The following is a 267-nucleotide window of genomic DNA, read 5'->3' as shown; positions in this document are numbered from 1 at the left end:
GCCTCGGTGATGGCCAGCGCCCGCTGCTCCAGCGGCACCGCCTCACCCGGCCGACCCAGAGCATGAAAGCTGCTCGCGAGGTTACCCAACAAGGTGGCGACGGCGGGGTGATCAGGGCCATAGGCGGCCTCGGTGATGGCCAGCGCCCGCTGCTCCAGCGGCACCGCCTCACCCGGCCGACCCAGAGCCCGAAAGCTGCTCGCGAGGTTACCCAGCCCGATGGCGACGCTGGGGTGATCAGGGCCATAGGCGGCCTCGGTGATGGCC

The 267-nt window shown here is 71.2% G+C and carries 1 protein-coding gene; it reads right to left on the bottom strand.

Annotated elements, in window-relative coordinates; all coding sequences use genetic code 11:
• The coding region (locus ACLQ2R_RS39675; protein ID WP_425966565.1) for a tetratricopeptide repeat protein at positions 1-267 on the bottom strand (267 nt) is incomplete at both ends.

Origin of the sequence: Streptosporangium sp. DT93, from assembly GCF_049844535.1 — a bacterium.
Taxonomy (GTDB): Bacteria; Actinomycetota; Actinomycetes; order Streptosporangiales; family Streptosporangiaceae; genus Streptosporangium.
This window is presented reverse-complemented; position numbering and strand designations above follow the sequence as displayed.